Origin of the sequence: uncultured Flavobacterium sp. (assembly GCF_963975515.1) — a bacterium.
Lineage (GTDB): Bacteria > Bacteroidota > Bacteroidia > Flavobacteriales > Flavobacteriaceae > Flavobacterium.
This window is the reverse complement of record NZ_CAXBGY010000002.1, coordinates 430,595-454,522: the sequence shown is the minus strand read 5'-3', so window position 1 is coordinate 454,522 and position 23,928 is coordinate 430,595. Positions and strand designations below refer to the sequence as shown.

Sequence of the window (23,928 nt, the reverse complement as noted above, 5' to 3'; positions counted from 1 at the left end):
TAATTAATTTATCAATTGATTATAAAATTACTGTTTTTTTTAATCTTATTATTACATTTGCTATAAATATCACAATATGTCTATAGAAGTTAAAAATATAACTAAAAATTATGGTGCTCAAAAAGCATTAGACAATGTTTCGTTTTCTGTTAAAAATGGAGAAATCGTTGGTTTTTTAGGTCCAAATGGTGCTGGAAAATCGACGTTAATGAAAATTTTGACCACTTATATTTCTTCTGATGAAGGAAGTGCTTCTGTAAATGGAAATGATGTTGTGATTTCTCAAAAAGCGGTTCAAAAATCTGTTGGTTATTTGCCAGAACACAATCCTTTATATTTAGATTTATATGTTCGTGAATATTTGACTTTTAATGCTGATGTTTATAAAGTAGATAAATCTAGAATTGAAGAAGTAATTCAATTGACTGGTTTGACTCCTGAAGCGAATAAGAAAATCGGACAATTATCTAAAGGTTATAGACAACGTGTTGGTCTAGCAACGGCTTTATTACATAATCCTGATGTTTTAATTTTAGATGAACCTACAACTGGTTTAGATCCAAATCAATTGGTGGAAATTCGTGAATTGATTAAAAACATTGGAAAAGATAAAACGGTTTTTCTTTCTACACACATTATGCAAGAAGTTGAAGCGATTTGTGATAGAGTAATTATCATCAATAATGGAAAAATTGTTACCGATAAAAAACTAAATACTTTAGTAAAAGAACAACAAGAACAAACTATTGAAGTGGAATTTGACAAAGTAGTTGATGAAACTATTTTAAATACAATTCCGAATATAAAAACTACTAAAAACTCACACGATTTTATTTGGGAACTGACTTTCGAAACCGAAAGTGACATGAGACCAATCGTTTTTGATTTCGCTCACGATAATGGGTTGAAGATTTTACAATTGAATTTGAAGAACAAGAATTTAGAACAAATTTTTAGAGAACAGACGAAGAAATAGTGTTCAGAAATTTGTTTGTGGAAGTTTCAGATTGTTTCAGTTGTTTCAGTTGTTTCAGTTGTTTCAGTTGTTTCAGTTGTTTCAGTTGTTTCAGTTAAACAATTCAACAGTTAAACTAATTAAAGATTAATTGTCCTTGATAAAAAACTTGTACTTCAACAATTGGTGGATTATTTTTTAAAATTACATTTCCTGTGCTGTAAATTGTTCCTGATATTTTTTGTTGCGGATTTACTATGATATCATTGGAACTTCTTTGGAAAACATAAACTTCTTGAGCGATTAGATTCGTTCCATCAAAACGTTCATCACCATTGTAAAAAGCTACTGACAAATAGTTTGTGCTTCCAGAAATATTGTAAAAACTTGCTCTGTTATCTTCAATTATCAAACTATTGCAATTCACTTCTAAATGAAATTCTCCTGAAGCTGTGTCTTCAAACAAACCTGATTGCAAATGAAAATTATTAAAATTCAACACATTTTCTGAATACACATTATATTGAGAAGACGAATAAATTGTATCTAAATCATCGATTGAAATATAAATTTTTATGGGTTCATAACTTTGAAAAGTTTTTGTGGCAGATTTTGCATCAATGAAAAGTTGGTTGTCAATTACTGAAAAAGTGACTTTATCAATGATATTTTCTCCAGCAGTGATTTCAACTTTTGTTGTTATTTCATCTGTTATATGCAATTCAATTCCTTCTGAAATATTGATTTTATCAAAAAAACCAACCAAAATTTCTTTAGAAACTATTTCACCCGAAGATTCTAGTAACTGATTTTCATCACAACTAAATAAAAAGAAAAGACTAAATAAAACGATTACTTTCTTCATAACTTCACTCCAATTCCAAATTCTAAAGCTTCTGCTTTTGCTGCATGTGTTTTTAAAGAAACACTACTAAAAAATGTTTTGCTCCACTGATATTTCGCGCCTAATCGTTGATACATTGGTCCAAGAAAATCAAAAGGTTCATAAACATAATATCCAACTTGTGCTTCCAATGACATTTTATTAATGGCTAATTCATACCCTGCAAAAAGTCCGACACGTTTGAAGTCTGTTTCTGCATCAACATGTTCATTTGGATAAGCTACAGATTTATATTTAATGTATTCTTTTAAATAATACATAGCAAAAACATCAACTCCTAACTGCATTTTACTCTTTTTACTGAATTGTTTATCAGCGTAGAAACTTAATTCATAAAATGGTTTTTGACCACTTCCAATGATATCACTTTCGTTAATTCCTGTTCGAAATACAATGTTATATTTTAAAGGATAAGTTGTTTTTAAAGTGTCTTTTGAAAATTTATATTCTGTTGTTTCATCTTCAAAAACGTAATTTAAACCAATTTGAAACGATAAAGTATTTGTACTTGTATTTGGTGATTTTATATTTGCATTAGAATGATGAAAAAAGGACAAACCAGTTTGAAAACCTAAATTACCAATGATTTTTTCTTTTCTGTAATTCAATAAAAAATAAGTTGTAGGCATCAGTTTTGTACTGTAAGCCAAATTTCTAAAGTTTTCATTTTTATCATAAGGATTTGTGTTGTAAGCAATTCCTTGACCAATTCGAAAAACTAAATTTCGATTTAAAAAGTAAAAATTATAATGACCATAAACTCCATACAAATCTCCTAAAATATCATTTTTATTGGCTTGATGATGCAATGAAAATCCGTAATCAGGAAAATTGAAATTGGATTGCCATTCTTGTTCTCCAAACGTTTTTTTATTGAAACTCAACAAAACTCCTTCAGGATGATTAACAATCAAGTGTTTTATGGTTTGATTATGAGGCAATATTTTTCCGTACAAATAATCAGCATCAACAGAAAACTGTGCATTTGCCGTTGAAAAAATGAATAAAAAAAATAAAATTTGCTTCATATTGATGGCAAATATAAATGAAAGTTTATCAAAAAACTTCTTTAGCAATAGCTTTTATATTTTCTGCCTTTCCCATAGAATAATAATGCAAACACGGAATTCCGGCTGCGACTAATTCTTTACTTTGTTGCAAACACCATTCGATTCCGATTTGTTTTACAGCTTCGTTGTCTTTTGCTTTTACAATTGACATAATTAAATCGTCTGGTAAATCAACTTTAAATCTATGTGGAATTAAATTTAATTGTTTCTTAGTTGCAATGGGTTTCAATCCTGGAATAATTGGAACTGTAATTCCAGACTTTCTGCATTTTTCTACAAACTCAAAGAATTTTTTATTGTCAAAAAACATTTGAGTTACAATATAATCGGCTCCATTTTTGATTTTTTGCTTTAAGAAATGAATATCACTATCCATGCTTGGAGCTTCCATGTGTTTTTCTGGATAACCTGCAATTCCTATACAAAAGTTAGTACAACAAGAATTTTGCAAATCTTCATCTAAATAAATCCCTTTATTTAAATTCGAAATTTGTTTTACTAAATCTGAAGCATATTCATTTCCTTCTTTTTCAGGTTTGAAATAGGTTTCATTTTTTAAAGCATCACCTCGAAGTGCTACAACATTATCAATTCCCAAAAAATCTAAATCGATTAAAAGGTTTTCTGTATCTTCTTGCGTAAATCCACCACACAAAACATGTGGAATTGCATCTACATCGTATTTATTCTGAATTCCAGCACAAATCCCTACAGTTCCAGGTCGTTTTTTTACAATTTTCTTTTGCAATAAACCACTTGGCAATTCCTTGAACTCGTATTCTTCACGATGATACGTTACATCGATAAAAGGTGGTTTGAATTCCATTAAAGGATCAATACTATCAAAAATAGATTGGATATTTTGTCCTTTTAATGGTGGCAATATCTCGAAGGAGAACAATGGTTTTCCGTTGGCTTTTTCTATATGTTGCGTTACTTTCATTGTTTTTGTTGTATGTTATAGGTTGTAAGTTATAGGTTCAAAACATAGAACTTACAACTTATAACTTATTTTAATCTGCTATATTTGGTGCTAGCCATTTTGTGGCAACTTCTGTTGAAATTCCTCTTCGTTTGGCATAATCGATTACTTGATCTTCTTTTATTTTTCCTAGTCCGAAATATTTACTTTGTGGATTTGCAAAATAATATCCAGAAACCGATGAAGCTGGCCACATTGCCATACTTTCCGTTAAGGTTACTCCGATTTCTTCGGCTACATTTAATATTTTCCAAATCGTTGGCTTTTCTAAATGATCTGGACAAGCCGGATAACCTGGTGCTGGACGAATTCCTTTGTATTCTTCTTTGATTAATTCTAAATTATTCAAATTTTCATCGGAAGCATAACCCCAAATTTCTTTTCGAACTTTTAGATGCAAATATTCGGCAAAAGCTTCGGCTAATCTATCGGCTAATGCTTTAACCATGATGGAATTGTAATCGTCTAAATCTTTTTCGTATTCTTTGGCTTTTTCTTCAACTCCAAACCCAGTTGTGACACAAAAACATCCTATATAGTCTTGAATTCCTGAATCTTTTGGTGCTATAAAATCCGCTAAAGCAATGTTTGGTGCTCCTTCTGTTTTTTGAGATTGTTGGCGAAGCGTTAAAAAGGTTGTTAATTGTAGGTTGTTAGTTGTTAGTTGTATGTCGTCGTCGTTTATTTGATTTGCTGGAAAAATTCCAAGAATTCCTTTGGCAGTGAACCATTTTTCTGTAACGATTTTATCTAACATAAACAAAGCATCATTGTATAAATTGGTTGCATCTGTTCCGACAACCTCATCTACTAATATTTTTGGAAACTTTCCGAATAATTGCCATGATTGAAAAAAAGGTGTCCAATCGATAAACGGAATTAATTCTGAAAGCTCAACATCAATAGTTTTTACTCCAATAAAATTGGGTTTAATTGGTTGATAATTTCTCCAATCTACTTGAAATTTATTTTTTCGTGCTTGTTCAATTGTTAGATAATTTTTATCACGACTTCTATTTAAATATCCTTCACGAAGATTGTCATATTCTTCACGAATAGCTTTTACGTAATTTTCTTTAGTTTCCTTTTGCAATAAGTTACTAGCAACTGTTACAGCACGAGAAGCATCATTAACATGAATTACTGTTTCTTTATATTGAGGTGCAATTTTCACAGCTGTGTGAGCACGAGAAGTAGTTGCACCACCAATCATAATTGGAATTTTGATGTTTAATTTATCCATTTCTTTGGCTATATAAACCATTTCGTCTAACGAAGGAGTAATCAAACCACTTAAACCAATAATATCTACATTATGTTCAACAGCAGCTTGAATTATTTTTTCAGGTGGAACCATAACTCCTAAATCAATGATTTCGAAATTATTACACCCTAAAACTACAGCAACAATATTTTTTCCAATATCGTGAACATCTCCTTTTACAGTTGCCATTAACACTTTTCCAGCACTTGATGATTTTCCTGTTTTTTCAGCTTCTATATAAGGTAAAAGATAAGCAACTGCTTTTTTCATAACACGAGCAGACTTTACTACTTGAGGCAAAAACATTTTTCCGCTTCCGAATAAATCACCAACCACATTCATTCCTGCCATTAGATTCACTTCTATGACTTCAATTGCTTTTGCTGAGTTTATACGTGCCTCTTCTGTATCAATTTCAATGAATTCATCAATTCCTTTTACTAACGAATGAGTTAATCTTTCTTGAATGGTACCACTTCTCCATTCTGCAATAGCTTTTTCATTTACTTTATAATCTCCTTTGTAACTCTCGGCTAAAGCCAAGAGCAATTCAGTGGCATCTTCTTTTCTATTTAATAATACATCTTCTACATGTTCTAAAAGAATAGGATCAATTTCATCATAAATCTCTAACATTTCTGGATTTACGATTCCCATTGTCATACCGTTTTGAATTGCATGATATAAAAAGGCTGAATGCATGGCTTCTCTTACTTTATCATTTCCTCTGAAAGAGAATGAAACATTACTTACACCTCCAGAAACATTAGTATAAGGAAGATTTTCACGAATCCATTTTGTGGCTCTGAAAAAATCTAAGGCATTTAATTTATGTTCGTCCATTCCAGTTGCCACTGGAAAAATATTTGGATCAAAAATGATATCTTGAGCTGGAAAACCAACTTTATCTACTAAAATATCATAACTTCTTTTACAAATCTCGATTCTTCGTTCGTAATTATCTGCTTGACCATTTTCGTCAAAAGCCATTACGATTACAGCAGCACCATATTTTTTTATCAATTTCGCATGATGCATAAAAACTTCTTCTCCTTCTTTTAAAGAAATTGAATTCACCACACTTTTCCCTTGAACTACTTTTAATCCAGCTTCGATGATTTCCCATTTTGAGCTATCAATCATTATTGGAACACGAGCAATATCTGGTTCAGCTGCAATAAGATTTAGGAATTTTGTCATCGCATAAACTCCGTCTAACATTCCTTCATCCATATTTACATCGATGATTTGCGCTCCACCTTCTACTTGCATTCTTGCAACATCTAGTGCTTCATCATACTTTTCTTCTTTTATTAATCGAAGAAACTTACGTGAACCTGTTACATTTGTTCGCTCTCCAATATTAACAAAATTTGTTTCTGGAGTAACTATTAAAGGCTCTAATCCTGATAATTGTAAATATTTATTAGTTGTATAACTCATCGTTTATTCGCTTATAATGCTTATTGACTTCTTTGTAAAACAGTTTAAAATCTGTTCTTAAATTTTGCCATTTATTTTGTGATCCTTTTTTGGTATTCAATTTTTTATTTTTCATTGTAATCAGACTTCTACAGTTCTTCCTCTTGGTTTAAATTCATGTGCAACTTCGGCAATTCTTTTGATGTGTTCTGGAGTAGTACCACAACAACCACCAATAATATTTACTAAATTATCTTGTAAATATTCCCGAATTAAAGCCTGCATTTCCTCTGGAGTTTGATCATATTGTCCGAAAGCATTCGGCAAACCAGCATTTGGATGAGCTGAAATATTTAATTGTGTATTATGAGCTAAACGTTTTAAATATGGTTTTAATTGGTCAGCACCTAAAGCGCAATTAAATCCGATACTTAATAATGGAATGTGTGAAATTGAAATCAAGAAAGCTTCGACCGTTTGACCTGATAATGTTCTTCCAGAAGCATCAGTAATTGTTCCTGAAACCATAACTGAAATATCGATATTTCTTTCTTCTTTGACTTCCTCTATAGCAAAAAGAGCTGCTTTTGCATTTAATGTATCGAAAATTGTTTCTACTAATAAAACATCGCAACCACCATCAATTAGAGCTTCTACTTGTTGTTTGTAAGCGATTCTTAAATCATCAAAAGTTACTGCTCTAAAACCTGGATCGTTTACATCTGGTGACATTGATGCCGTTCTGTTTGTTGGTCCAATTGAACCTGCTACGAATCTTGGTCTATCTGTGAATTCATCTGCAACTTCTCTTGCAATTTTAGCTGATTCATAGTTTAATTCATAAACTATGTCTTCTAAATGATAGTCAGCCATTCCGATAGTAGTTCCAGAGAACGTATTGGTTTCAACAATATCAGCACCAGCTTGAAAATACAAACGGTGGACTTGCTTTACAGCTTCGGGTTGTGTTATGGAAAGTAAATCGTTATTTCCTTTTAAAGGATGAGGGAAATCTTTGAAACGTGTACCACGAAAATCTTCTTCTGAAAAATTATTGCGTTGTAACATTGTTCCCATTGCTCCATCTAGGACCAGGATTCTTTCTTTTATTGCTTCTTGAATTTTTGACATATCGTATTACTTATAAATTGTCATCAAGAAACTGGAAAGAATTTCGTTGAGTTATCTGCTTTTTACTATCTGATTTAACAGATGCTGAAATAAATTCAGCATAAAAATAGAATGTAGCACCTTTCTCATTAAAGAAATAAGAGGTTGCCAAGCTTTCATTGAGTCTAATCTCTCCAGCTTTCGTGATAACAATCATTATGTTTATGAACAGGGCAAAGTTATGAATAAATACTTATAACGGAAATATTTTCTGATAAAATTATAAATTTATATTTTAAACAAACTATTAATCTATTAAATTCAATACTTATAGATTTATTTTCTCAAAAACACTTAATAAAGCAAAACAAAAAAGGCCAGAACGAATTCTGACCTTTTTTTAAATTTAATTATTTTTTTTAGTTCTTAACAAATTTAGATGTTGCTACACCTTCATCCGTTTTAACGTTTAACATATAAACACCAGAAGTTAAATCTGAAACATTAATTTCCATTTCAGAATTTAATGAGTTAGTTATAGTTTTAACCGTTCTACCATTAATATCTACCATAGTAATTTCATTTATAGCTAAACCATTTTTAACAGATAAGTTTAAAACATTGTTTGCTGGATTAGGATAAATAGAAAAGTTGTTTGCAAAGAATGATTGAGTGCTTGCTACTGGTCTATCTACAGAGAAAGAATCTAATCCAATGATATTAGAATTACTCCCATCTGGCCCACCATCAATTACAAAATACCTGAATCCAATTTTAGAAGCAACAATTCCTGTCAATCCAGTTATAGTATAAGTATATTGTGTCCAAGTTAATGGATAACCAGTTGTAGTTAAATTAGGATTAATAGTAAGTGCAACAGTTGTAAAAGCTCCTACACCAGTAGCTCCAGAAGGATTACCTCCAACAGTAGCATCTGTAGTATTTAGCCTTACTTCTAATCTATCTGGAAATGGAGAAGATGTTCCTCCCGTTCTAGAATAGAAAGTCACAACATCACCATTTTGAAGATTTAAAACTGGAGTAATTAACCAATTACTAATAGTTCCGGCTCCAGTTGTACTATTAAAATTACATAAAGCGAAAGAGGTTGCACCACCTGCCTGACCACCTGTAGCAAATGCAGTACCACCTCCTTGAGCCCATGTTGAAGCTCCAAGCGGTGAACTTTGATTAGTTGCAAGCCAACCTGCGGTTGCTAAATTTGCATAAGTATCAAACCCCTCTGTAATTAAATTTTGCGCATTTGAGAAAGCAGAAACCAACAAAGCACATAAAAGTAAAGTTTTTTTCATAATTATTTGGTTTAAATTGATTAATAACACCATAAAAATAATAAATTTTTAAACACAAAATGCATTTTAAACCTTTTTTAACAATTAAATTGCGCTGGTATTCAAAACATTTATATCTTTGCACGACAAAACGAAAGAGGAAAAATTTGACTGATTGCAACCTCGTTAAAAAAATGCTAAAGCAGAAACTCTCCTTTAGTATTTCCTACGAATATATCTTTCTTACTTTTCCATATTAAAAATAAAATTTAATAATATGGCATATTTATTTACGTCTGAATCAGTTAGTGAAGGGCATCCAGACAAAGTAGCAGATCAAATTAGTGATGCATTAATTGATAATTTCTTAGCCTTTGATCCGGAATCAAAAGTAGCTTGTGAAACTTTAGTAACAACTGGTCAAGTAATTTTGGCTGGTGAAGTAAAATCGAACACATATCTTGATGTTCAACAAATTGCAAGAGAAGTTATCCGAAAAATTGGATATACAAAAAGTGAATACATGTTTGAAGCTGACTCTTGTGGTGTACTATCAGCAATTCACGAACAATCTTCTGATATTAATCAAGGAGTTGATAGAGCTAACAAAGAAGAACAAGGTGCAGGTGACCAAGGAATGATGTTTGGTTACGCAACTAATGAAACGGAGAACTACATGCCTTTAGCATTAGATTTATCTCACGCTTTATTAATTGAGTTAGCTAATTTAAGAAGAGAAAATTCTGAGATTACTTATTTACGTCCAGACGCTAAATCTCAAGTTACTTTAGAATATTCTGACGATAACAAACCTGTTAGAATTGAAGCTATCGTTATCTCTACGCAACATGATGACTTTGTTAAACCAAAATCAAACTCAAGAGCAGATAAAGATGCTGCAAATGATGAAATGTTGATTAAAATTAAAAGTGATTTAGTTTCAATTTTGATTCCTAGAATTAAAGTGAAATATCCTCAATACGCTCATTTATTTAATGACAATATTACGTATCACATTAATCCAACTGGTGTTTTTGTAATTGGTGGACCTCATGGTGACACTGGTTTAACAGGAAGAAAAATTATCGTTGATACTTATGGTGGAAAAGGAGCTCACGGTGGTGGTGCTTTTTCTGGGAAAGACCCAAGTAAAGTGGACCGTTCTGCTGCTTATGCTACAAGACATATTGCTAAAAATTTAGTTGCTGCTGGACTTTGTGATGAAGTTTTAGTACAAGTTTCTTATGCTATTGGTGTTGCAAAACCTACTTCTATAAATGTTGTGACTTATGGAACTTCTAAAGTTGGAATGACTGACGGAGAAATCAGTAAAAAAGTTGAAGCTATTTTTGATATGCGTCCTTATTTTATTGAACAACGTTTAAAATTAAGAAATCCAATATACAGTGAAACGGCTGCTTATGGTCATATGGGAAGAAAACCAGAAATGGTTACTAAAACTTTTCAATTACCAAATGGAGAACCAAAAACGGTTACTGTTGAATTATTTACTTGGGAAAAATTAGATTATGTTGAACAAGTGAAAACTGCATTTGGATTGTAAGAAAGATACAAGACCGCTTCGCTGAAAGATCCAAGATAATAGACTTATAGATTTCATAAAAAAGCCTGATTCTAAATAGAATCAGGCTTTTTTATGAATTAAATATTAATTTTTATAAATTATATTTCAAACTTAAAATAACATATCTTGGTTGAACAGTATAACTAGAAAACGTACTAATTCCAGCAATTTGGCTAAAACTATTACTATTTAAAGCTTTTGTTTCAAGTAAGTTCGTTCCCGATAACTTATATTCCCATTTACTATTTTTCTTTTGATATACTAAACTTGCACTTAAGAAATCATATTCTGTATCAATTGACTTGTCAACGTTTCTTCTGTGATAAAAACTATAATCCGACACAAAAGAAAATGCATCTAAGAAAAAGTATTCTAATCCAATTGTTGGCGTGTCTGTGTAAAATGTATCGGTAAAGTTGTCATTAACTGTGTATGAATATCCAACAGATAAATTAGGTAGCGTTTTATAGTTAGTAGACAGCTTAACATTATAACTTTGAGTGAATGATTCTGTTGCTTGAATTTCATCTGGACTTGATGGAAAAACACGAATGTTATTAAATTTAGCCCAATTCATACTCAAACCAGCAGAAGCCTTGTAGTATTTAGCAAAAGAACGTCCGTAGTTAAATGCACCTGCAATAGTTTCATCTGCGAAATTAGAATCAATATTTACAGAAGAAGAAACCTGATTAGCACTCGTTAACAAGGCTCTATTTTTAATAGCATCCACTTGCTTTGTGTACGTTAAAAATCCGAAAATATTTTCAAAATTAAACATATTGTACTTAAAGTAACGTAAACTATGTGATTGAGAAAGTGAGTTTTCTAAACTTCTATTTCCACTGAACAAACTATTATAATTGGAAAAAACAAATCCTTCAGCCAACCTAGTTATATCTGTAAAGTTATTTTGTAAGGAAAAGTTATAGGTTAAAGTTTCTGATTTTTTTATTTGATACAAAGCATAAACATCGGGCAAAAATCTTGTGAAACTCATACTGTTTGAAGAACCTAATTGATTGTCTTTAGTAGAATAATTATGCACACTGAATCCAGGAGTTACTGTGAATTTTCCTTTTATAAACTTATAATGTAAGCCTAAAAATGCATCATTAAAAGCATAATCAACGTTGTTAGAATTCACACTATCTGTTAAATTATTTGTTGTTCCATTATCTAAAATTTGAAAAATACTCGAATCAAAATTTTGATATGAATACGTATTTCCTAGCGTCACATTAATATTACTTTTCGGAGTCAACATATAATAATAATCAAATTTAGTATCAACTTTATTGGTTTTAATAAAACGGTTTTGGTTGATGTCATTTCTAGCTTGAGATTCATCATACCCAGCAAACATAAAAGGTTGCGTTTCTAGATTAGCTCTATAAAAAGGATCTTCTTCTTGATATAAATGTTGTAATTCAAAGGCAAAAACATTTTTAGTATCTAAAGTATAATAATAATTAAAATTTTGATTTACAGATACCGGATTTTGTTTTTTATCTGAATTAATATCCGATAAGACAGAAGAAAAAAGTGTCTGGTCTTCTGTTTGATCAGAAAACTTAACTAGAGCGTCATAATCGATATGCAGTTTATCTGAAGGCACATAACTACTACTTAATTTCAATAAGGTTTGTGTACTTAATTGGTTAGAAATATCTTCTCTTGACTCATCTGGTAAAGGATCTGGTCTTTCTATAATAGTACTTGTTTTTGTTTGCGTTTTATTTCCTAAAACAATTGCAAAACCACTAAAAGTCAAAGCTTTTGAAGGATTGTAACTAAAATTAGCTGCTCCAAATTTTGTATCAATATTTGCAGCTTGATTGTTATTTAAATTTCCAATTCCCAAATCATTTGAAGAAATATTAAAATTTGAACCACCTTTTCGCATCATACTCTTAAATCCACCCGTAAACTTGAAATAATCTCTTGTTGTTAAAGGCAGTTCCCCAATATTATTGAAATTACTAATTACATTCACACTAAATTTCGGATTGTAATAAAACAACTTAGGATTTATTAAATATCTATCTTCTGTATCCCATGCTCCTGCTCCAGCTGTTACATCACCAAACCAAAAATTCTTTTTACCTTCTTTTAGTTTAATGTTAATAGCAACACTTTCTTCGTTATTTTCTAATCCTTTTAGATTAGTAACTTCGTTGTAATTTCTTAAAACTTGTATTTTATCTAAAGCATTTGCAGGAATATTTTTAGTAGCAATTTTTGTATCACCATCAAAAAAATCTTTTCCTTCAACCATTACTTTTTGAACGGATTTCCCTTCAACAGTAATATTTCCGTCTGCATCAACTTCTACTCCTGGTAATTTTTTTAATACATCTTCAAGCTTACGTTCAGTACCATTCGTAAAGGAATCTGAATTATAAATAATAGTATCTCCAGAAATCGAAACTGGCATTACATAGACTAATTCTACTTCTTTTAATTGATTTCCTTCTTTTAAAACCACATTGTAATTCATGGCTTTATCTAAGGTAGTTACTTGTTTTTCTTGTGAATTATAACCGATATAACTTATCTTTAAAGTGTAAGGTGTATTTGCTGTAAGATTTAGCTGGTATTTACCGGCATCGTTAGTTATAGCATAAGCATCCATGGCCTTGGTATTATTGTTAATAGCCATAACGTTGGCCATTTCCAATGCAACTCCTGTTGTATCTTTAACCGTACCTTCAAATCGAATGTTTTGAGAAATGGCACTCATTGAAAGCGCCATTGTCAAAATGAAAAGTAATTTTTTCATCAAGTTTATTTTAGTTTGTTTTGTTTTGTTTGTTTGATTAATTCATTTTTATTTCAATAGCACCATTTTCATTCATCATACTATTCATTTTATCTTCTTGAATTTTATTAAATTCTTTTTGAGTTACTTTTTTACCGTTTTTTGGAGCTTTTATTTCTATTTTCTCTTTAGGATTTATTACAATTTTAGAACATAAAAGTGTTGTATTTCCGTCGTGTAATTCTAAAATTAACCCTGGTAAACCCCAAAATTCTCTCGGCCCATTTGATACTGGAATTTCCATTGTGTACCAAGCTTCGATTATTTCGTCTTTTGGTTCACTAATAGTCATAAAACTGGTTTTATTCCCTTCTTGCTTTTTCTTAAATTCTTCGTATTCCTTAATATCTTCTTCTGTAACTGGAATTATAATTTGAGCTTTATTGCAAGTATAATTTCCGATTTTCTTTTGTTCATCTGTAATTTTCCAATCAAATTTCTCTAATGAATCTGTTATTAAAAATTCTTTTCCAAAAATATCATTGTTGTTAATAAATTGTTTGTTTTTAAAATTTTTATAATATTTTGAATTATTTCCTCCAGAAAAACCCATTGAAATTCTATTACCTGAAGGATTTGGTGCATCTAATTTTTCTTCTTCAGCATAAACAGATTCAGAATTTGTAAAGGTTAGAATATATTTTTTTTCAAATGCTTTTTTCATTTTCTCCATCATTTTTTCTTTTATGTCTGGAGTAATTCCTTCACCACTAATATTAAAATCTTTCATTTGGGTTTGTGAAGAATAATAAGCAATTCCTTGAAAATTCTGTGACAAAGCATTAGTGATAATAAAAGAAAAAAGTACAATTAATAAGTTTTTCATTTGATAGATTTATTTATTTTATTTGTTAAAATCCTCTTCCTCTTCCACCACCTTGTCCACGGTACATTTCTCGCATTTCTTCCATTTTTTTGGTAACGGTTTCGTCATATTCTTTTTGCGTGACAACTTTACCAGTTTTTGGAGCTTTTATATCTGCTTTTTCTTTAACGTTTAAAGCAATTTTTGAACATAATAAAATTGTTGTTCCGTCATTAACTTCTAAAATTAATCCTGGCAAACCCCAATATTTGTCTGGCCCTTGGTTAATAGGAATTTCAGGTGCGTACCACGCTGTTATAGTTTTCTCTTTAATTTGCTCAATGTCTTCCATAAAGTTAGTTTTCTTGTTGGCATCAGTTGAATCCTTAGCTTTAGCCGATTTATCTTTCTCTTCTTTAGCTTTATCCTTATCATCTCCACGTGTTCTGAAATTTCTAAAATCAGTTGGATCAGTTGCTACAACAGCTATTGCTTTATAGCAAGTATATTCTCCAATTTTCTTGGTTTCAGCAGTCATTTGCCATTTGTACGAAGGCAAACTGTCTTTGATTAGAAATTCTTTTCCAAAAAATTCTTTGTCAACTGAGTACATTTTTTCTTTAACATTTTTGTACTGAGTTCCACCTCCACCCATCATGGAAGACATCATTCTACCACCTCCACCATTTTGTCCTGGTGCATCTAATTTTTCTTCTTCTTTATAGATTGAAGCCGATTTGTCAAAGTTTAAAACAAATGTTTTTTCGAACATTTTTTTCATTCGCTCTTCAATGTTTGCTTTCATGTCTGGAGTAATTTCTCTGTTACCTCCAAAATTTTTCATCATTTCTGCTGTACTTGTTTTTGACTCATAAACAGCCAAACCTTGAAATTCTTGCGCTTGCATAAAAGTTGTTACTAGAAACAACGCAGCTAAAATTGTATTTTTCATTTTTATTTAGTTTTCTATTAATTAGACTTATAAAAGGAAATATTCTTGTGCTAAATTTATTTTTTAAATAATTTCCTATAGTTTAGACTTCTAAATCCGAATTTTGTTACACCTAGAAATCAAAATGTTGTGATAAATAGTTACCTTTAGACTTTCAATTTTTGAAAAGGTTTAATTGAGTTATAAATAAATGAAAAAATATATTCTTTTTTTTGGTTTAATTCTGTCAACTTTTTCTTGGTCACAGGAGAGAATTTCTACTAAAAGTTTTGATTCATTAGCAATTAAAGCAGATAATTTCATTGGAAAAGATAATTTAAAAAATGATTATTTTTCTTTTAAAAACGTTATCAAAAAAAGAAATAGTAGTCAAGAATACGAATATCAAAACTTGTCTTTAGGAAAAATAAAAGGCATTTGCATTACCAATCCTTTACAAATTGTCGTTTTTTATGAAGATTTTAATTCGTTAGTTTTATTAGACAATCAATTAAATGAAGTCCAACAAATCAATGCAAATAGGATTGAAACCCCTATGAAAATTGAAGCCTTTGGATTAGCTAGTCAAAATCAGGTTTGGCTATACGATGGTTTTTTACAAAAAATTAGTTTATACAATTTTAAAACCAATACAATTAAAATAATTTCAACACCAATTACTGAAAAAATTAAAGATTATCATAGTGATTATAATTATTTTTATTGGATAGATGAATCCAATACATTTTATAGTATTTCTATTTTTGGTAAGATAAAAAATTTAGGAACAATTCCAGATTACGATACAATTCAAGTTATAGATGAAACCAACTATATTATCAAAAAAAATAATGAATTACTTTACTTCAATAGTAACAAGCCTTTAGGACAAAAAATTGATTTAAATAAAAAAAGCTTCACCAATTTTTTCTATACCAACGGAATTTTATCTATTTTTACAAACAATCAAATTATTAATTATAAAATAGATTTACCATAATGCATGTAGCTATAGCAGGAAATATTGGAGCAGGTAAAACAACTTTAACCAAGTTATTAGCCAAGCAATTTAAGTGGGAACCTCATTATGAAGATGTTGTTGACAATCCGTATTTAGATGATTTTTATCACCAAATGGAACGTTGGAGCTTTAATTTGCAGATATACTTCTTAAATAGTCGTTTTCGTCAAGTATTACAAATTCGCGAAAGCGGAAAAAAAATCATTCAAGATAGAACCATTTATGAAGATGCACATATTTTTGCACCCAATCTTCATGCAATGGGATTAATGACAAATAGAGATTTCAACAATTACAGTTCATTATTTGATTTAATGGAAGGTTTAGTTGGACCACCTGATTTATTAATTTATTTGAGAAGCTCTATTCCTAATTTAGTGAACCAAATTCACAAAAGAGGAAGAGAATATGAAAACACAATTTCAATTGATTATTTAAGTCGATTGAATGAACGTTACGAAGCTTGGATTCATAAATACGATAAAGGAAAATTATTAATTATTGACGTTGACAACATGGATTATGTAAACAATCCAGAAGATTTAGGGGAAATCGTCAACAGAATTAATGCAGAAATAAACGGATTATTTTAGTCCAAACGAAACCTCTTAATTGAGGTTTTTTTATAGTATAAATTTAAAACACAAATATGCCATTAGTAACACCACTTTCACCAGATCACGATAAAGAAACGCAAGAATTAGCTGCTTTTTTTAATGAGACTTTAGGGTTTTGTCCAAATTCGGTTTTAACAATGCAACACAGACCTGCAATTTCAAAGGCTTTTATTAATTTGAATAAAGCTGTGATGGAAAATCAAGGTCGCGTGACATCAGCTTTAAAACGTATGATTGGTTGGGTTACAAGTAATGCTGCTGGTTGTAGATATTGTCAAGCACATACTATTAGAGCTGCTGAACGTTATGGAGCTAATCAAGAGCAATTAGATAACATTTGGGAATATAAAACACATTCTGCTTTTTCTGATGCTGAACGTGCTGCTTTGAACTTTGCTTTAGCTTCATCACTTATTCCTAATGCTGTTGATGAAACTATAAAAACGGATTTATACGAACATTGGAACGAAGGAGAAATCGTTGAAATGCTCGGTGTTATTTCGCTGTTTGGTTATTTAAATAGATGGAATGACTCTATGGGAACAACTATTGAAGATGGTGCTGTTGAAAGTGCCGAACAATATCTTGGAAAAACAGGTTGGAAAAAAGGGAAGCATGTTTAGAAATTAGATTTTCGAACATTGGATCTTCAGCATAAAAAAATGCCTTTCAATTTCTTGAAAGGCATTTTTATTTTATTGAAGAACCATTTATTTTATGGCTCTTATTTCTTTATCAACTTCTTCTTCGTTTCCTTCAAAGCTAAATTCTTCTACAGTTTCATTTCCGTCTACTATCGAAATCACTTTTACATTTGCTTGAACGTTTTCATCATTAATCTTAGTTTTTTCAACGATTACTCTTTTAGAAACTTCTTGATTCATATCTTGATTCATGAATTTACAAGTTTTACTTGTACATCCTTTCTCCATACATTCTTCTTTTGACATAGATGAACATTCACCCATATCAGCACAACAAGACATTGCAGCTTTATTTGTTACAGCATGCGCCTCACCTCCTAAAATTGGAGCAATTACTAAACCAATTAAACATGTTAATTTAATTAAGATGTTCATTGATGGTCCAGAAGTATCTTTAAACGGATCTCCAACAGTATCTCCAGTCACAGCAGCTTTGTGAGCGTCTGAACCTTTAAATGTCATTTCACCGTTAATTTCTACACCAGCTTCAAAAGATTTTTTTGCATTATCCCAAGCTCCACCTGCATTATTTTGAAACACAGCCCAAAGAACACCAGAAACGGTTACTCCAGCCATATAACCACCTAACATTTCAGCTACTAATTGATTGTTCTCTGGATAAATTAAAACTCCTATTAATACAATTGCAATTGGAAAACCTATCGTTAAAATTCCTGGCAACATCATTTCGCGTAAAGCTGCTTTTGTAGAAATTTCAACACATTTTCCGTATTCTGGTTTTCCAGTTCCTTCCATAATTCCTGGAATTTCTTTGAACTGACGACGAACTTCATACACCATGTCCATAGCTGCTTTTCCAACTGAATTCATTGCTAATGCAGAGAATACTACAGGAATCATTCCACCAACAAACAACATAGCTAATACTGGAGCCTTGAAGATATTAATTCCGTCAATTCCTGTAAAAGTTACATATGCTGCAAATAAAGCTAAAGATGTTAATGCCGCAGAAGCGATTGCGAAACCTTTTCCTGTTGCTGCAGTTGTGTTTCCTACTGAATCTAAAATATCTGTTCTTGTTCTTACTTCTTTAGGTAATTCACTCATTTCAGCGATTCCACCAGCATTATCTGCTATTGGTCCAAAAGCATCGATTGCTAATTGCATTGCTGTAGTTGCCATCATTGCTGATGCTGCTAAAGCAACACCATAAAATCCTGCTAAAGCATATGTAGACCAAATGGCAGCTGCAAATAACAAAACTGTTGGGAAAGTAGAAATCATTCCTGTTGCTAAACCTGCAATTACGTTTGTTCCTGCACCCGTTGAAGATTTTTGCACAATTGCCATAACTGGTTTTGTACCTAAACCTGTGTAATATTCTGTTACTGATGAAATAGCTCCACCAACAAATAAACCAATTAATGAAGCATAGAAAACTCTCATTGAAGAAATTTCTTTTAATCCTTCCCCGAAGAAGTTCATATCCATAGTTTCTGGTAACATATATTTTACCAAAATAAAACATGAAATAGCTGTTAAAGCAATAGAAACCCAGTTTCCAATATTTAAAGCTTTTTGAACTTGAGGTTCTTTTGCATCATCACTATTAATTTTTACTAATAAAGTTCCAATAATAGAGAATAAAATTCCAAAACCTGCAATTGCCATTGGCAATAAGATTGGACCAATTCCACCGAAAACATCATCGATGCTTCCACCCATATCTTTAATTACGTAGTTTCCTAAAACCATTGCTGCTAAAACTGTTGCTACATAAGAACCAAATAAATCGGCACCCATTCCGGCAACGTCTCCAACATTATCTCCAACATTATCTGCAATTGTAGCAGGATTTCTTGGATCATCTTCTGGAATACCAGCTTCAACTTTACCTACTAAATCAGCTCCTACATCGGCAGCTTTTGTGTAAATTCCTCCACCAACACGTGCAAACAATGCGATTGATTCTGCTCCAAGAGAAAAACCAGCTAATGTTTCTAAAACGATAGTCATTTGTTCTGTTGATGTCCAAACTCCACCCATAAAATAGTGAAAGAAGAATATAAAGAATGCTGTTAAACCAAGAACTGCTAAACCAGCAACTCCTAGTCCCATAACTGTTCCACCACCAAAAGAAACTTTTAATGCTTGTGGTAAACTTGTACGAGCAGCTTGTGTTGTACGAACGTTTGTTTTTGTAGCAATTTTCATTCCCATATTTCCAGCATAAGCGGAAAATATAGCTCCAAAAATAAATGCTATAATAATAAGGTAACTTGTTGTTGGTACAAAAAATGCAACAACAGCTAACACTATACTTGCTCCAATAACGAAGAAAGTTAATAATCTATATTCCGCTTTTAAGAAAGCTAAAGCACCTTCATAAATATAATCTGAAATCTCTTTCATTTTACCATCTCCGGCATCTTGTTTTAAAACCCAAGCTCTTTTATACATCATAAAAAGCAACCCAATTATAGCCATAATTATTGGCACATAAATCATTATTGAATCCATAAAATTTTAGTTAATTTTTTAAACATTATTATTTTCAAAGTCAAACAAAAATAAACAAAAAAGGCAATATTACTACTAATATTGCCTTTTTTCTAAAATTATGTTAAAATCTAACCTATGCTAAATAATCCTTCTGGTTTATTTTCGATGGCATCAAATCTTTCTTTGCATTTTATGTAAATTTCTTTTGCCTCGGTAACATCTCCCCAACCTTCAACATCTACTTGTTTGTTTTCCAAATCTTTATAAACCTGAAAGAAATGTTCGATTTCTTTAATTAAATGTGGATTTACATCACTTAAATCATTTAATTGATTCCAAATTGGATCAGAAACAGGAACACAGATTACTTTTTCGTCTGGTCCTTTTTCATCTGCCATGTGGAAAACTCCAATTGGCTTAACTTCCATTACACATCCTGGAAAAGTTGGTTCAGTTACTAAAACTAAAACATCTAATGGATCGCCATCTAATGCTAAAGTTTCTGGAATAAAACCATAATCTGCTGGATACATCATTGATGAGAATAACATTCTATCAAAGCGCATTCTTTTTAAATCAAAATCGTATTCGTATTTATTTCTACTTCCTCTAGGGATTTCTATCAACACATCAAATGTAGTAACTTTATCTACTGTCATTCCTTTTTATTTTTTTGGACTGCAAAAATACAAATTCTAACATTTTTAAAAGAAAAAAATGCTTTTATTTTTCTCTAAATTGTAAAATAAATATACATTATCAGGTTTGCTAGTAAATTAAAGGTTCTCTATTTCTTTTCTTTAGGTAATAATGCCAAAAAAAATAGGTTGCTAAAGAGCGATTTGGTTTCCAATTTTCTGATAAAGTTATCATTTCTTCTTTTGTGGTTATAGGAAATAATTCTTTTAAGGTGTTTTGAAGTGCAATATCTCCAATTGGGAAAACATCTTCTTTTTGAAGACAAAACATTATATAGACTTCTGCTGTCCAATTGCCAATTCCTTTAATTGCTATAAGTTCAGCTTTTATTTGTTCTTCTGTTTTTTGTGAAAGTGTTTCTAAATCTAATTCTTTATTTATAATTGCTTTTGAAAGTTCTTTTAAATAAACTGTTTTTTGTTTGGAAACAGAGTTGTTTCTTAAATCTTCATCGGAAGTTTTTATGATGTTTTGAGGAGTTACTTTTCCTAAAAAGGATTCCATTTTTAAATAACAAGCTTTGGCTGAAGCTAATGAAACTTGTTGTTCAATAATTAATTTGCAAAGCGATTCAAAACCCTCTGGACGCGTTGAAATTGTTGGTTCTCCATATAAATCAACTATTTGTTGAAATACTTTGTCTTTCTTTAGTAAATATGGAATTGATTTTTTCAACTTTTACGAGGTTTGTGTTAGCGGTTGGAACGGCATCCTTTTTTGTTCTTACTTATACAAACTCAGTATGACATGAACAAAAAAGATATAGTGGAAGACGCGACCTGAAAGGGAACACCCAAATTAAAAATAGAAACCGAATGACCCTTTTACTGTAAATTTATTTGCATCTGGAATATCGAAATAATTTCCTCTCCAAGCGAAATCTAAACGAAATACTTTAAAAATGTTTCCAATTCCTGCATGATATTCCCAATACACTTTGTCTGGTGTTTGATACACTAAGCCAGATGCGTTTATTTGTCGATTTTCGTCTGAAACGGTTCCGTAAACGGTTTTTATTCCGACAATTTCTCTCCAATTTAATTTTTGTAAAAATGGAATTCTAGAAAACAATCTTCCGTTAAAGTGGTGCTCAAAATGTAATGAAGCATATTCATCGGCTACAAAGTCATAGTAATTCAATAAATTATAAGTATTGTCGATTACAAAATAAGATTGATTTCCTGGCACAACTCCCAATAAACCTAAAGGAACTTGACCGAAAGTTTTTCCAACTTCTAAAGTTGTGAATAATCTACCAAAACCTCCTACTAAAACTGGTTGTCTATAATAAAACTGTACTTTTTGATAGTCAAAATCACTATTTATTACCCCTTTAAAACCTTGGCTGTAACTTAAAAATAATCGTGCATAATTATCATCGACATCTTGACGTTCAACACCGTAGCCAATAGTTCTTCTTTTTGGAGTATATTCTCCAACTAAATTGATTTCGGATTGTTTTAAAGTTCCTTTTGTTGTTGTAAAAGTATTGTCTGTAAAATAATCTAAACTAAAATCGTTAGAAGCAGATTCAAGCGTTCTGTATGAAAAATTGGTTTGTAAAACTAGATTTTTAACTGGTTCAATTGCAACTCCTACATTTGTTAAATTAACATTTGTTAGTTTATTATTTGTTCCGCTTGAGAAGAATGATGATGATGCAAAACTTCGTCCTAAAACGTCGTTTGAAGTGGTTAAACTCACTCCTATTTGCTCTACATCTCTTCTATTTCCTCCAGAAAGGATTAATCGATTTTTTTTATTAACTAACCATTTACCTGAAACTCCATATTTGAATTTATCATCTTTAAATCCGTATGCTGTGTAAGCTTGAATTCTCCATGGATCGTTTGTTCCAAAATAAGTTCTTCCTCCAAAGCGCAAACGTTGTCCTTCTACATCATTATATCCAAATGTAGAAAATATTGGTCCTATATCTATATTTCCAACTTGTATATAACCACTACCTAAAATGGTGACTAAATCATAAACTCTCCTAAATTTAGGAACCGTCATTAAAGTATCTAGTAAGTTATATATTCCGGATTCATTATCGTTTAATTCTTCAAATCGGTTTTCTGCCCAAAATTCATCGGTTTGATTAAATGCTTTTTTATCATAATAATTCACTTCTTCTTTATAAAAAGCAGTTTCTTTTGGAATATTAAATTGATGATTTTTAAACAAAGTTGTTCGTTTACCATAAACCCCTTTCGATTCTTCTTTCTTAGAAAAACTAAAGTCTGACATCATATGATCTCTTTTCAATAAGAAAACTGAATCGTTTAAAACGTCAAATTCTTGTTCGATGTAAATTTCTTTTACCCAGTTAATGTTGGCGCTTTTGTTAGCTTCTAGGTTTATTTTTTTGATAGCCCAAGTTGTATCGTTTACCCAAAAATCTCCTTTAAAAGTTAATTCACCCTTTCTTCTTGGGTAATATACAATATTGTAACACCATTTATTATCTATAAAAGTACTATCACTTAATACATAATTATATACATTAATTCCGGTTCTTGAAAGTGGGCTAACAAAATCTTTGTCGAAGAATTTTAGATAGTTATTATAAATATCATAATCTGCATACAAATCTTTTATAAATGCGTTTACACCATTACTGCTTCCTAATCCTGAATTTTTATTTGCTTTTAAAACCTCTTTCTTTTTATTATTAACATTATCTCCATAGACTTCACTTAGTTCTTCGTTAATGAAAATAGGCAAAAATGCTTTTCCTGTAATTCTAGAAGTATCCATTTGTTCAAACACAAACTCTAGGCCTTTAAAGACTTTATTAGCCATAAAAGTACTGTCAATAGAATTCATGTCAAACTCTACTTTTTCATATTTATCATATTGGTATTGATCAAACATTTGAAGTCCGTTTTTTCTTCTACGTTCCCAAATTTTCCTCAAGATATCTATGGCTGGATTATTTTTCTTTGAGGTTTTTCCTGAATATACTACTACATCTCTTAAGGTTACACCTTCTTTTAAAACTGCTCTAATATTACTTGTTAGTCCTGGTTTTAATGGAACCTCGACTGACTCATATCCAATAAAAGAAATAATTAGAGTTGAATAATTTTCTTTAGATTCAAAATAAAAATTACCATTTTCATCCGTAATAACTCCTTCTTTAGAGTTTTTAAAAATTACGTTGGCAAAAGCCACTGGTTCATTAAATTCATCAACTACCTTACCTCCAACTTTCGTTTGAGCTACTGATATTGAAGCTATAAAGAGTAAAAAATATAGAAATCTAAATTTCATTTGGGGT

General features: G+C 30.9%; 18 protein-coding genes and 1 riboswitch. Of the genes, 5 read left to right on the top strand and 13 right to left on the bottom strand.

Annotated features, from left to right (window positions below; all coding sequences use genetic code 11):
* Nucleotides 1-76 precede the first annotated feature (76 nt).
* Nucleotides 77-976 carry a gliding motility-associated ABC transporter ATP-binding subunit GldA gene (gene gldA / locus AAC008_RS04470; RefSeq protein ID WP_339887668.1) on the top strand — a complete coding sequence of 300 codons (900 nt, stop codon included), beginning with the start codon at nucleotides 77-79 and terminating at the stop codon, nucleotides 974-976.
* Between the two features lie 115 nt (nucleotides 977-1,091).
* Here gldA and AAC008_RS04465 read toward each other — a convergent pair whose 3' ends face one another.
* From AAC008_RS04465 to AAC008_RS04440, 6 genes are all read right to left on the bottom strand, one after another.
* Nucleotides 1,092-1,820, bottom strand: coding sequence for a head GIN domain-containing protein (locus AAC008_RS04465; protein WP_339887667.1), 729 nt, complete (start codon nucleotides 1,818-1,820; stop codon nucleotides 1,092-1,094).
* Nucleotides 1,817-2,887 (bottom strand): acyloxyacyl hydrolase, encoded by a 1,071-nt coding sequence (locus AAC008_RS04460; protein ID WP_339887666.1) that lies wholly within the window; start codon nucleotides 2,885-2,887, stop codon nucleotides 1,817-1,819. The genes AAC008_RS04465 and AAC008_RS04460 overlap by 4 nt, the downstream gene beginning before the upstream one ends.
* Nucleotides 2,888-2,915: 28 nt before the next feature.
* Complete coding sequence (gene metF, locus AAC008_RS04455; protein WP_339887665.1) at nucleotides 2,916-3,872, bottom strand: methylenetetrahydrofolate reductase [NAD(P)H]; 957 nt, start codon at nucleotides 3,870-3,872, stop codon at nucleotides 2,916-2,918.
* A gap of 70 nt (nucleotides 3,873-3,942) precedes the next feature.
* On the bottom strand, nucleotides 3,943-6,618 hold the full coding sequence (metH, locus tag AAC008_RS04450) for a methionine synthase (protein WP_339887664.1): 2,676 nt from the start codon (nucleotides 6,616-6,618) through the stop codon (nucleotides 3,943-3,945).
* A 120-nt stretch (nucleotides 6,619-6,738) separates the two neighbouring features.
* The gene (locus AAC008_RS04445; protein WP_339887663.1) at nucleotides 6,739-7,728 is read right to left on the bottom strand and encodes a homocysteine S-methyltransferase family protein; all 990 of its coding nucleotides are present in this window, start codon (nucleotides 7,726-7,728) and stop codon (nucleotides 6,739-6,741) included.
* 62 nt (nucleotides 7,729-7,790) lie between these two features.
* A riboswitch (SAM riboswitch) is annotated at nucleotides 7,791-7,920 on the bottom strand.
* Between the two features lie 206 nt (nucleotides 7,921-8,126).
* The gene (locus tag AAC008_RS04440; protein WP_339887662.1) at nucleotides 8,127-9,020 is read right to left on the bottom strand and encodes a choice-of-anchor J domain-containing protein; all 894 of its coding nucleotides are present in this window, start codon (nucleotides 9,018-9,020) and stop codon (nucleotides 8,127-8,129) included.
* Between the two features lie 256 nt (nucleotides 9,021-9,276).
* Here AAC008_RS04440 and metK point away from each other — a divergent pair, with 256 nt between their 5' ends.
* Nucleotides 9,277-10,563, top strand: a complete 1,287-nt coding sequence (gene metK, locus AAC008_RS04435) for a methionine adenosyltransferase (protein WP_339887661.1) — start codon at nucleotides 9,277-9,279, stop codon at nucleotides 10,561-10,563.
* Nucleotides 10,564-10,675: 112 nt separating this feature from the next.
* Here the strand turns inward: metK and AAC008_RS04430 are convergent, their stop codons facing one another.
* From AAC008_RS04430 to AAC008_RS04420, 3 genes are read right to left on the bottom strand one after another with little or no spacing between them, the layout of a single operon-like run.
* Nucleotides 10,676-13,366, bottom strand: coding sequence for a TonB-dependent receptor (locus tag AAC008_RS04430; RefSeq protein WP_339887660.1), 2,691 nt, complete (start codon nucleotides 13,364-13,366; stop codon nucleotides 10,676-10,678).
* Nucleotides 13,367-13,403: 37 nt separating this feature from the next.
* Nucleotides 13,404-14,231, bottom strand: coding sequence for a GLPGLI family protein (locus AAC008_RS04425; RefSeq protein ID WP_339887659.1), 828 nt, complete (start codon nucleotides 14,229-14,231; stop codon nucleotides 13,404-13,406).
* A gap of 25 nt (nucleotides 14,232-14,256) precedes the next feature.
* Nucleotides 14,257-15,162 carry a GLPGLI family protein gene (locus AAC008_RS04420; protein ID WP_339887658.1) on the bottom strand — a complete coding sequence of 302 codons (906 nt, stop codon included), beginning with the start codon at nucleotides 15,160-15,162 and terminating at the stop codon, nucleotides 14,257-14,259.
* A 190-nt stretch (nucleotides 15,163-15,352) separates the two neighbouring features.
* Between AAC008_RS04420 and AAC008_RS04415 the strand changes: the two genes are divergently transcribed.
* From AAC008_RS04415 to AAC008_RS04405, 3 genes are read left to right on the top strand one after another with little or no spacing between them, the layout of a single operon-like run.
* A complete protein-coding gene (locus AAC008_RS04415; RefSeq protein WP_339887656.1) occupies nucleotides 15,353-16,141 on the top strand; it encodes a hypothetical protein in 789 nt (262 codons plus the stop codon).
* Nucleotides 16,141-16,755 carry a deoxynucleoside kinase gene (locus AAC008_RS04410; protein ID WP_026717338.1) on the top strand — a complete coding sequence of 205 codons (615 nt, stop codon included), beginning with the start codon at nucleotides 16,141-16,143 and terminating at the stop codon, nucleotides 16,753-16,755. The genes AAC008_RS04415 and AAC008_RS04410 overlap by 1 nt, the downstream gene beginning before the upstream one ends.
* A gap of 56 nt (nucleotides 16,756-16,811) precedes the next feature.
* Nucleotides 16,812-17,402, top strand: coding sequence for a carboxymuconolactone decarboxylase family protein (locus AAC008_RS04405; RefSeq protein ID WP_339887655.1), 591 nt, complete (start codon nucleotides 16,812-16,814; stop codon nucleotides 17,400-17,402).
* 87 nt (nucleotides 17,403-17,489) lie between these two features.
* Here the strand turns inward: AAC008_RS04405 and AAC008_RS04400 are convergent, their stop codons facing one another.
* The 4 genes from AAC008_RS04400 to AAC008_RS04385 all read right to left on the bottom strand — a co-directional run bounded on the left by AAC008_RS04400 (nucleotide 17,490) and on the right by AAC008_RS04385 (nucleotide 23,921).
* Entirely contained in the window at nucleotides 17,490-19,964 is a 2,475-nt protein-coding gene (locus AAC008_RS04400; RefSeq protein ID WP_339887654.1) for a sodium-translocating pyrophosphatase, read from the bottom strand.
* Between the two features lie 110 nt (nucleotides 19,965-20,074).
* Entirely contained in the window at nucleotides 20,075-20,605 is a 531-nt protein-coding gene (locus AAC008_RS04395) for an inorganic diphosphatase (protein ID WP_339887653.1), read from the bottom strand.
* 109 nt (nucleotides 20,606-20,714) lie between these two features.
* Nucleotides 20,715-21,320 (bottom strand): DNA-3-methyladenine glycosylase 2 family protein, encoded by a 606-nt coding sequence (locus tag AAC008_RS04390; RefSeq protein WP_339887652.1) that lies wholly within the window; start codon nucleotides 21,318-21,320, stop codon nucleotides 20,715-20,717.
* A 123-nt stretch (nucleotides 21,321-21,443) separates the two neighbouring features.
* Complete coding sequence (locus AAC008_RS04385; protein WP_339887651.1) at nucleotides 21,444-23,921, bottom strand: DUF5686 family protein; 2,478 nt, start codon at nucleotides 23,919-23,921, stop codon at nucleotides 21,444-21,446.
* Nucleotides 23,922-23,928 lie beyond the last annotated feature (7 nt).

Bases quoted from the DNA above. Each gene is read 5' to 3' on its own strand.
- AAC008_RS04430 (WP_339887660.1), bottom strand. From the start codon at position 13,366: ATGAAAAAATTACTTTTCATTTTGACAATGGCGCTTTCAATGAGTGCC.
- AAC008_RS04440 (WP_339887662.1), bottom strand. From the start codon at position 9,020: ATGAAAAAAACTTTACTTTTATGTGCTTTGTTGGTTTCTGCTTTCTCA.
- AAC008_RS04445 (WP_339887663.1), bottom strand. From the start codon at position 7,728: ATGTCAAAAATTCAAGAAGCAATAAAAGAAAGAATCCTGGTCCTAGAT.
- gldA (WP_339887668.1), top strand. From the start codon at position 77: ATGTCTATAGAAGTTAAAAATATAACTAAAAATTATGGTGCTCAAAAA.
- AAC008_RS04405 (WP_339887655.1), top strand. From the start codon at position 16,812: ATGCCATTAGTAACACCACTTTCACCAGATCACGATAAAGAAACGCAA.
- AAC008_RS04395 (WP_339887653.1), bottom strand. From the start codon at position 20,605: ATGACAGTAGATAAAGTTACTACATTTGATGTGTTGATAGAAATCCCT.
- AAC008_RS04385 (WP_339887651.1), bottom strand. From the start codon at position 23,921: ATGAAATTTAGATTTCTATATTTTTTACTCTTTATAGCTTCAATATCA.
- metH (WP_339887664.1), bottom strand. From the start codon at position 6,618: ATGAGTTATACAACTAATAAATATTTACAATTATCAGGATTAGAGCCT.
- AAC008_RS04415 (WP_339887656.1), top strand. From the start codon at position 15,353: ATGAAAAAATATATTCTTTTTTTTGGTTTAATTCTGTCAACTTTTTCT.
- AAC008_RS04465 (WP_339887667.1), bottom strand. From the start codon at position 1,820: ATGAAGAAAGTAATCGTTTTATTTAGTCTTTTCTTTTTATTTAGTTGT.
- AAC008_RS04425 (WP_339887659.1), bottom strand. From the start codon at position 14,231: ATGAAAAACTTATTAATTGTACTTTTTTCTTTTATTATCACTAATGCT.
- AAC008_RS04420 (WP_339887658.1), bottom strand. From the start codon at position 15,162: ATGAAAAATACAATTTTAGCTGCGTTGTTTCTAGTAACAACTTTTATG.
- AAC008_RS04460 (WP_339887666.1), bottom strand. From the start codon at position 2,887: ATGAAGCAAATTTTATTTTTTTTATTCATTTTTTCAACGGCAAATGCA.
- metF (WP_339887665.1), bottom strand. From the start codon at position 3,872: ATGAAAGTAACGCAACATATAGAAAAAGCCAACGGAAAACCATTGTTC.
- AAC008_RS04400 (WP_339887654.1), bottom strand. From the start codon at position 19,964: ATGGATTCAATAATGATTTATGTGCCAATAATTATGGCTATAATTGGG.
- AAC008_RS04410 (WP_026717338.1), top strand. From the start codon at position 16,141: ATGCATGTAGCTATAGCAGGAAATATTGGAGCAGGTAAAACAACTTTA.
- metK (WP_339887661.1), top strand. From the start codon at position 9,277: ATGGCATATTTATTTACGTCTGAATCAGTTAGTGAAGGGCATCCAGAC.